Source organism: Photorhabdus stackebrandtii (genome assembly GCF_011189495.1).
Taxonomy (GTDB): Bacteria; Pseudomonadota; Gammaproteobacteria; order Enterobacterales; family Enterobacteriaceae; genus Photorhabdus; species Photorhabdus khanii.
This window is the reverse complement of sequence record NZ_PUJV01000028.1, coordinates 37,975-45,521: the sequence shown is the minus strand read 5'-3', so window position 1 is coordinate 45,521 and position 7,547 is coordinate 37,975. Positions and strand designations below refer to the sequence as shown.

The window sequence follows — 7,547 nt, the reverse complement described above, 5'->3', positions numbered from 1 at the left end:
TGGCAGCGGGTTTACCCGAACAACGGGCGTGGAGTTCGGCATGTAACCAGCGTGGAGCATGGTGGAATGCAGGTTCGAGCCACATGAACCAAGCGATAAAAGTGTCGCTACTCAGGAAAGCAGGCTTACTATCACTATTGGAACAACATCGGCAGTTCCAGCGTTAACATGAACCGCCGTATACGGAACCGTACGTACGGTGGTGTGAGAGGACGACGGGAGTGATCCCGTCTCCTACTCGATCGCGGTCGGGCAGCTGCGGCATTGAGCCACAGCTGCCCGACGACAGCCCTGCTTGCAGCCGGCATTTGCCTGCGCTGTTCTCACTGGCCCGCAAGCTGGCCGATAAAGCTGCCAGATAAATCTGGCTTCTTTCTGGTGTCTATCCTGATTTCTTGTTTCTGCACTGGATGTACTGCGCCGTGACAGACTTTGGCAGGGCCTGCCCACAAAACAAGGTAGGCTTCGCCGCCATCTTCATACGTTCGCGCGTGTTCCCTTTGGTCTCCCGCTTGCGCTGCGTCTTCGCTGGCGCCCTTGTTTCGTGAGCTGATTGACCCTGCCGGTCTGTTGTCACAGCGCCAAACATCCCACGCTAGGCAAATCCTGAAAGGGATACACCAGAAAGAAACTAGAAGGAGAAACAGAATGATGCATATGTACCGTGGTTTTCGTCAGGCCAATATGATCCGAAAAGAACGCCCATTGACTAATGATGAGCTTATGTCCGTTGTTCCAAGCATTTTTTCTGAAGAAAAACATGAGTCACGTAGTGAACGTTATACCTATATTCCTACGATCATTTTGCTCGATAAACTTCGTAGCGAAGGCTTTCAGCCTTTCTTTGCTTGCCAGACAAAAGTGAAGGACGAAGATCGCCGAGGTCATACCCGCCATATGCTGCGCCTGCGTCGTGATAGCTTCCGCGATACTGACGAAGTACCGGAAATTATTTTGCTCAATTCTCATGACGGTTCGTCAAGCTATCAGATGATTCCCGGTATGTTCCGATTTGTCTGTCATAACGGTCTTGTCTGTGGCGAGACGTTTGGTGACATTCGTGTTCCTCATAAAGGCGATGTTGTTGGTCAGGTGATCGAAGGGGCTTATGAGGTTCTCGGCTTTTTTGACAAGGTGATCGAATCGCGTGATGAGATGAAATCCATCACATTGGATGAAGACGAACAGCGCATTTATGCAAAACATGCACTTGGCTATAAATACGATGCATATGTGCCGGTGACACCTGAACAGGTGTTATTACCTAATCGACGTCAGGATGACAGAAATGATTTGTGGACGACTTATCAGCGTGTTCAGGAAAACTTGATCAAAGGCGGACTGATTGGAAGAACGGCGAAGGGACAGCGGACCCGGACACATGCAGTTAATGGTATTACTGGTGACGTAAAGTTAAATAATGCGCTTTGGTCATTGGCTGAAGAAATGAAAGCACTTAAAAAGTGATGTCGTCATAGGGGGAACCATGAGTAAGAATATTGAATTTAAAAAATGTCTTGTTTGTTCGACAGGGCACATGACATCAGCTGATAACAGCTTACTTGAAAAACTGATAATCGATGAAAACTATTGGCTCTACTCATTCGAATATGGCTGGATTTTTAATTTGTTAGGAATTCGTAACAATATGAAGCATATAAAGAATCTTGGATTATCAAATGAACTGTATCGATTTGTCTTTAATATGTATCTGATTCATCACTGTGATTTGCTAATGTTTGACAGAGATGCTGATAGCATTGATGGTTATACCGTTTTTGATTGGTGAGTATTATTCATCCTGATCGTGCATAGAGCACGATCAGGATTAGTTTACATTAAAATTCTGTTTGCTGTCTGTTAGTCCTGATATCTCTTATCTGGCTTCTAAAGTGTTTTATCTTGTGTAGAAGTACGGCGGGTGACTTTCTTCTTATTGCCTTTTTGTGAACTCATAACGTCCTTTATTGCTCGCTCACTGACATTTATCTGACAGGTTTCAAGTGCAGATTTAATATCTTTAGCTGAGTATCCTTTTTTGGTTGCTAGCTTAAGTATCTGCGTTTTTAGGTTTTCAAGAACATCTTTCCCAGTCAGTCTTGTCTCAGTCAAGTCTGGCAACGCTTCGAGTTGATTTTTTGCCATCTCAATCTGTTCTTTTGTGTAGAAAGTGTTTGTCGCCATGTGAGAATTTCCTTGAAATAATTATGATTAGTTTGATGTCAATATTATATCTCAAATAGAAAATTTATTGCTATATAGATCTTAATTTCATGGTGTAATGACAAATCATATTATACAAGGCATAATAGACAAAAATTGCCTTAAAAGAAAGGGACCAGATGTGTTTTGTAGCACCGCCTGCACGCAGTCGGCTATACAAAACTCTGGGTCAGGGCTAAGCCCCGACACCCCGCGAGACTGCTATTGATGAAACCAAAGGGAAAACACACACCATGAGTAAAAGCGAAAGTCGGAACAGAACAGCCCTGCTTCCCAGTATTCGTTGTTTCCCAGAAGAGAAAGAGGCTGTTAGGAAAAAGGCCGAAGCAGCAGGGCTAAGTATCGGTGCTTTTATGTTGCGTAGTGCTCTCGGTCGTAGGATAGATGCAAGGTGTGATACTGAGTTAATTATGGAGCTTCGTTGTTTGGGGGAGCTTCAAAAACATTTGTTTAAAGGGGGGGGCGGGGTACAAGGTAAAGAGTATTCTGAGGTTTTAGTTGCTATTCAGAAGGCCATTTTGAAAGTTGGTTTGGAGTGAGTTTTTAACATGATTATTCGTATCCCGGAAAAGAGACGTGATGGTAAAAGTAATTTTCTTCAGCTTATTGCCTATGCCGTTATCCGTGATGAAGATAAACCTGATACACCAATTGAACCAGAGCATCCAGGCTGGCGTCGTCCTCGTTCTAAGGATGCGATCTTTAACCATTTAGTTAATTACATTAGCCGAAATGGTGAATCAGATATTCAACAAATCATGCATACAGATCTGAATGGATATACCCAGATCTTGTTTGATGGTGTAATGTGTGAAACGAACTGTTTTAGCATTGCTACTGCGTCAGTAGAAATGAATGTTGTTGCGTTACAAAACACACGTTGTAAGGATCCTGTTTTTCATTATTTTCTGTCATGGCCAACAGAAGACAACCCATCCACAGCGCAAATTTTCGAAAGCGTTCGTTACAGTTTAGGGGAGCTTGGGATGGCTGAACACCAGTATGTCGCAGCCATTCATACAGATACCAACAATATTCATTGCCATATTGCGGTGAACCGTATTCATCCTGTGACGTATAAAACAGCAGATGATTCGTTTACTAAAATCCGTTTACAACATACAGCCAGAGAGCTGGAACTTAAGTATAACTGGACGCATACGAACGGATTCTTTGTTGTTAATGAGAATAAAGAAATTGTACGTGCAAAACGTGATAATCAGCCCGTGCCTTCTGGAGCAAAAGCGCTTGAGTATTATGCGGATGTTGAGAGTCTTCATACTTATGCGACTGCTGAGTGTGGCTTCAAGATTGATGAAGCAATGTCAGATCCTAATATGTCTTGGGGTGATGTTCATCGTATATTAGTTAAATCTGGATTGGAGTTGAGACAAAAAGGGAAAGGTCTGGCAGTATACTCCATTGATAACCCCGAATTGCCTCCAGTTAAAGCAAGTAGTGTACATCCTGATTTGACATTGAGTTGTCTTGAAAATGATCTTGGTCAATTTCAACCTCTGAATGAAGTGGGAATTTATACTAAAGATGATAACCATGTTGTGAAAGATGCTATTGTGCATAAGTTCCGTTATGAACCTACTCTGCATGCTCGCGATATTGATGCTCGTTTGGAAAGAAGACTGGTAAGAGCTGCAGCAAGAGAGGATTTGAAAGCCCGTTATAGGGCTTATAAATCAGAGTGGGTTAGACCAAAAATGGATAGAGATGCGATTCGCTTACGCTATCAAAACGTATCTAAACGTTTTGCTTGGCGGAAAGCCCGGACTCGTATTGCTATCTCTGATCCGCTATTGCGTAAGCTGACATATCACATCATCGAAGTTGAGAGGATGAAAGCTATGGCCGCGTTGAGAATTGATCTTCGTAATGAACGGATAGAGTTTAAAGCTGATCCTGCGAATCGTAGATTGTCTTATCAGGAGTGGGTGTCGCAGCAAGCGTTGAAACAAGATCAAGCTGCGATTGCTCAATTGCGTGGTTGGGCACATCGAATGAAAAGAGATATCAGGACTGGTAAGATTTCACACAATGCCGTTATTTGTGCTGTGGCTGATGATACACCGGCATTTAAACTTGAAGGCTATTCAACGACAGTGACTAAAGATGGAACTATACAATATTCCCGTGATGGTGTCGTTCAATTGCAGGATAAAGGTAGCTGTATTGAAATAGGTGATAACAATGCTAATGGAGGAGAACATATTGCCGGAGGGATGGCATTGGCTGAGAATAAAAGTGGTGAGTATCTGGTATTCTCTGGTGACACTACCTTTGTTAGACAGGCTTGTGATATGGTTGAGTGGTTCAATGAAGGTGGCGATAAACCATTACCGCTGACTGATCCGCAGCAACGGATTATGGCAGGATATGATCCTGACCATCAGTCACAATCTGCGGGCCTCCAACAGCAGAAACCTGAGGAAATTATATTGATGGACCCAGAGAAAGTTAAACTGAACTCAAATTATCGACCAAAGTAACAATAATAAATTGTAAGGAAGCCGACTCTAAGGTCGGCTTTTTACTAGTCAATTCATTTGCATTTTTCTTCGTTTCTCAAACTCAGGCTGGTAACACAGCCAAGCATGATGATCGTTACCATAGAGCGTGCTAAATAAGTCCATTAATCGACTAAATAAAGCGTCGTGCTCAGCTAAATTGAATGATTCTGATGGTGAAATTGAGTGGAGCAAGGTTCTACTTTCCTCAAGGATGCAGTCTACTTTTTCTTTGCTCAATAGCTGATCGGATGATTGAGCCATAATTGTCGTACCGCCGTTTTTAACATCGGCTGCTATCGTGTTAAGCATTAACGTGCATAATTTGACTAATTCAACATAACCCCGTCGATAGTTTTGGTTACTGTCACTCATACCTACGAGTCCTTAATAATTTGGGTCTGGGAGTTGGTTTTTTTGTAGTGTGCTACTATATTTCTAATTTCTTGCTGATAGATGAAACTATTTGTGGTTTTACTACTAAGGCATTTTTCAGCATTTCGTTTATCTGCACTGGATGTAAGTTGAAGCTATCCCGTTTGCAGGGTGTGACCATCTCCAGAATTGTTTTATAGTGTATTATAGCGTAACTGTTATTGAGTCGAACTGACACATTAACGTAGCAATCAGACATTTTCTCCAGTATTTGCCAGTGCTTGAGCTATTTTTTTAGATACACGAATAGGTTTTGGGGGCGTTGGTATGGTTTGCCATTTCTGTTTGTTCTGGTGTAAGGCTTCTCTTGCTGCTTCAAACAGTAATATTCCGCGTTGGAGCGGTGTATAACTGATATCAGAGCGGTTATCTAGATCAAAAGCCACAGCGGCAACACGTTTAAGTACAGGATCCATAATGCCCATCATTGCAGTAGTGGAAGAAGGCATACTCAAAAGTTGCAGAATCTCGTCAATTTCTTGTGTTGATGGCGGGAGTTTGCGCAGCAGATTTGGGGTCTGGGCAAAAAGCTCTGCTTCTGTAGGGGATTGTACATCAATGAATCGATTGATACGCATCGGCAAAGTAGACGTCATTTTTTCATCATCGGGTATGTAAATTGCGTTACTTGGTATCAGAGCACTCTTAAATGAAATCATTCCTTCACCAGGATTTAAATCTTTTAAGTCAGAAAGGTCCAGACGGTCTTTTTCTCGAATATGGTTGCTGTTTGCGTCTTTATAATTTGGCATGAAGATACCGGGAGATTGTTCTATTGTACCAAGTTCGGAGTAATACGCTTTGCCGCCCGTTATCTTAGCTAACTCAAAAGTATCTTTTTCATCCTGTAGCGCCATAAACCACTTAGTGAGAAGGTTGGCATTGACTGTCATGTATTCGCCTTTATGTTCAGCGATGAATCGCTGAACATCTTGGGCTGATACTATCAACATATAGCCGAGGCTACGCATTTGGCTCGCTAAGTTATCCATACCAGGGCCAAAGTAGGCCCCTAATTCGTCCATGGTTATTGGGTATGGGAACTTGCCAGCATATTTTTTGACAACTAGTATATCATTAATCATACCCTCAAGTTCGCAACCTAGATCTCTGGCCATGGTCATGCGAATAGCAGAAATATATAATTTACCTATGTTTGCTGCTTCACCTTTTGAGAGTTCTAACGCAGGTATCATTGTTGTTAATATACGGTCATTATGTAGTATGTCTTCAATATCGACATCACCGGCATCGCGAGAAAACACATGACCATAAATATCATTAAACATAGTCAGCATACGGTTGAATTGCTGGATCAGGTAACCGTGCTGATCAAAGACACCTTGTTCCCATTCTGACGGGCGACTAATGAGTTCGATACGGAATCCTGCTAGCGTATTGAAGTAACTTTCCAGTGGGCTATAGGCTTCTTTGTGCCAGTTAGCTTTTTTCGCTTCCTGATAGAGTTTAGCTAGTTTTACTAAAGGCAAGTATTCCTGTATTACCGCTTGAGAGATTCTGCGATGTTCTCGCTTACATTTATAGTAAACAGCATAAACAACAGCGGCCAGCATAGATTTAGCTTTGTCTTGCCAGCCTGCGTCGCCACTTCCTGCGGTAGGTAGCAGAGACTCCATCAATTGGATAATGAAAGTGGCATTTGCTGTACCAAACAGATTGATCGTGTTTGATTGTGGGCGTGTTTTATCATTTTTCAAAAGGGCTTCGAACTTATCGGTACCGCCAGTCATGAAGTTCAATACATAATAGTCATCCTCTCGCCCGAAACGACGAGCAAGCGACCACATGGCGAATGCTAATGTGTTCTGGGCTTTACCATCAGAGTAACAAATTCCCCGACCCCAACAGATTGCATTCAAAAAGATGGATAACAACGCTTCTGTTTTTCCCGAACCTGTAGTAGCCAAAAGTAACATATGTCGTAATGAGTCATCTAATGTTAACCACAACTCTCGAGCTAGAGATTTACCTCGTGCATATCCTAAACACATAATGCCAGCTGCAGGCATGTACTTACGTGTGCGTACCACATAACGGAATAGCCCTCCAACACCATTGCGCAATTTAGGTATTTCACGCTCTGTGGTTAAATCTATGCTTCCAATGTCTTTGGGCATACGTAATGGCATACGAAATGGTTGGTCACTAAATAAAACTATCAGAAGTAGTAGTCCTGGGATGCTGAGTAATAAACTAACGGGATACAGCCAGCCAAAAATAAAACCGGCAATCATCAATATCTGTACTCCCAATGGAGATAGAAGAGCGTCATTTATAAATATAAATGTATAGCCGATTGGCCGGTGAACCCGGCGTGAATCGACCTCAACAGGCTTGGTCATCGGAAAC

7 protein-coding genes are annotated in these 7,547 nt (G+C 42.6%); 4 read left to right on the top strand and 3 right to left on the bottom strand.

The window, feature by feature from the left end:
* Nucleotides 1-651: 651 nt before the first annotated feature.
* Nucleotides 652-1,467 (top strand): DUF932 domain-containing protein, encoded by an 816-nt coding sequence (locus C5470_RS18070; RefSeq protein WP_152963892.1) that lies wholly within the window; start codon nt 652-654, stop codon nt 1,465-1,467.
* Between the two features lie 19 nt (nt 1,468-1,486).
* On the top strand, nt 1,487-1,789 hold the full coding sequence (locus C5470_RS18065) for a DUF5983 family protein (RefSeq protein ID WP_054479665.1): 303 nt from the start codon (nt 1,487-1,489) through the stop codon (nt 1,787-1,789).
* A gap of 98 nt (nt 1,790-1,887) precedes the next feature.
* On the opposite strand, the gene C5470_RS18060 is transcribed toward C5470_RS18065, so the two are convergent.
* Nucleotides 1,888-2,184 carry a hypothetical protein gene (locus C5470_RS18060; RefSeq protein ID WP_152963839.1) on the bottom strand — a complete coding sequence of 99 codons (297 nt, stop codon included), beginning with the start codon at nt 2,182-2,184 and terminating at the stop codon, nt 1,888-1,890.
* Nucleotides 2,185-2,456: 272 nt separating this feature from the next.
* On the opposite strand from C5470_RS18060, the gene mobA reads away from it, so the two are divergent.
* Nucleotides 2,457-2,762 (top strand): plasmid mobilization protein MobA, encoded by a 306-nt coding sequence (gene mobA / locus C5470_RS18055; protein ID WP_152963838.1) that lies wholly within the window; start codon nt 2,457-2,459, stop codon nt 2,760-2,762.
* Between the two features lie 9 nt (nt 2,763-2,771).
* On the top strand, nt 2,772-4,724 hold the full coding sequence (gene traI / locus C5470_RS18050) for a TraI/MobA(P) family conjugative relaxase (protein ID WP_166291057.1): 1,953 nt from the start codon (nt 2,772-2,774) through the stop codon (nt 4,722-4,724).
* A gap of 48 nt (nt 4,725-4,772) precedes the next feature.
* On the opposite strand, the gene C5470_RS18045 is transcribed toward traI, so the two are convergent.
* Nucleotides 4,773-5,117, bottom strand: coding sequence for a hypothetical protein (locus tag C5470_RS18045; RefSeq protein WP_152963836.1), 345 nt, complete (start codon nt 5,115-5,117; stop codon nt 4,773-4,775).
* Nucleotides 5,118-5,368: 251 nt separating this feature from the next.
* Nucleotides 5,369-7,540, bottom strand: a complete 2,172-nt coding sequence (trbC, locus tag C5470_RS18040; RefSeq protein WP_239002563.1) for an F-type conjugative transfer protein TrbC — start codon at nt 7,538-7,540, stop codon at nt 5,369-5,371.
* Nucleotides 7,541-7,547 lie beyond the last annotated feature (7 nt).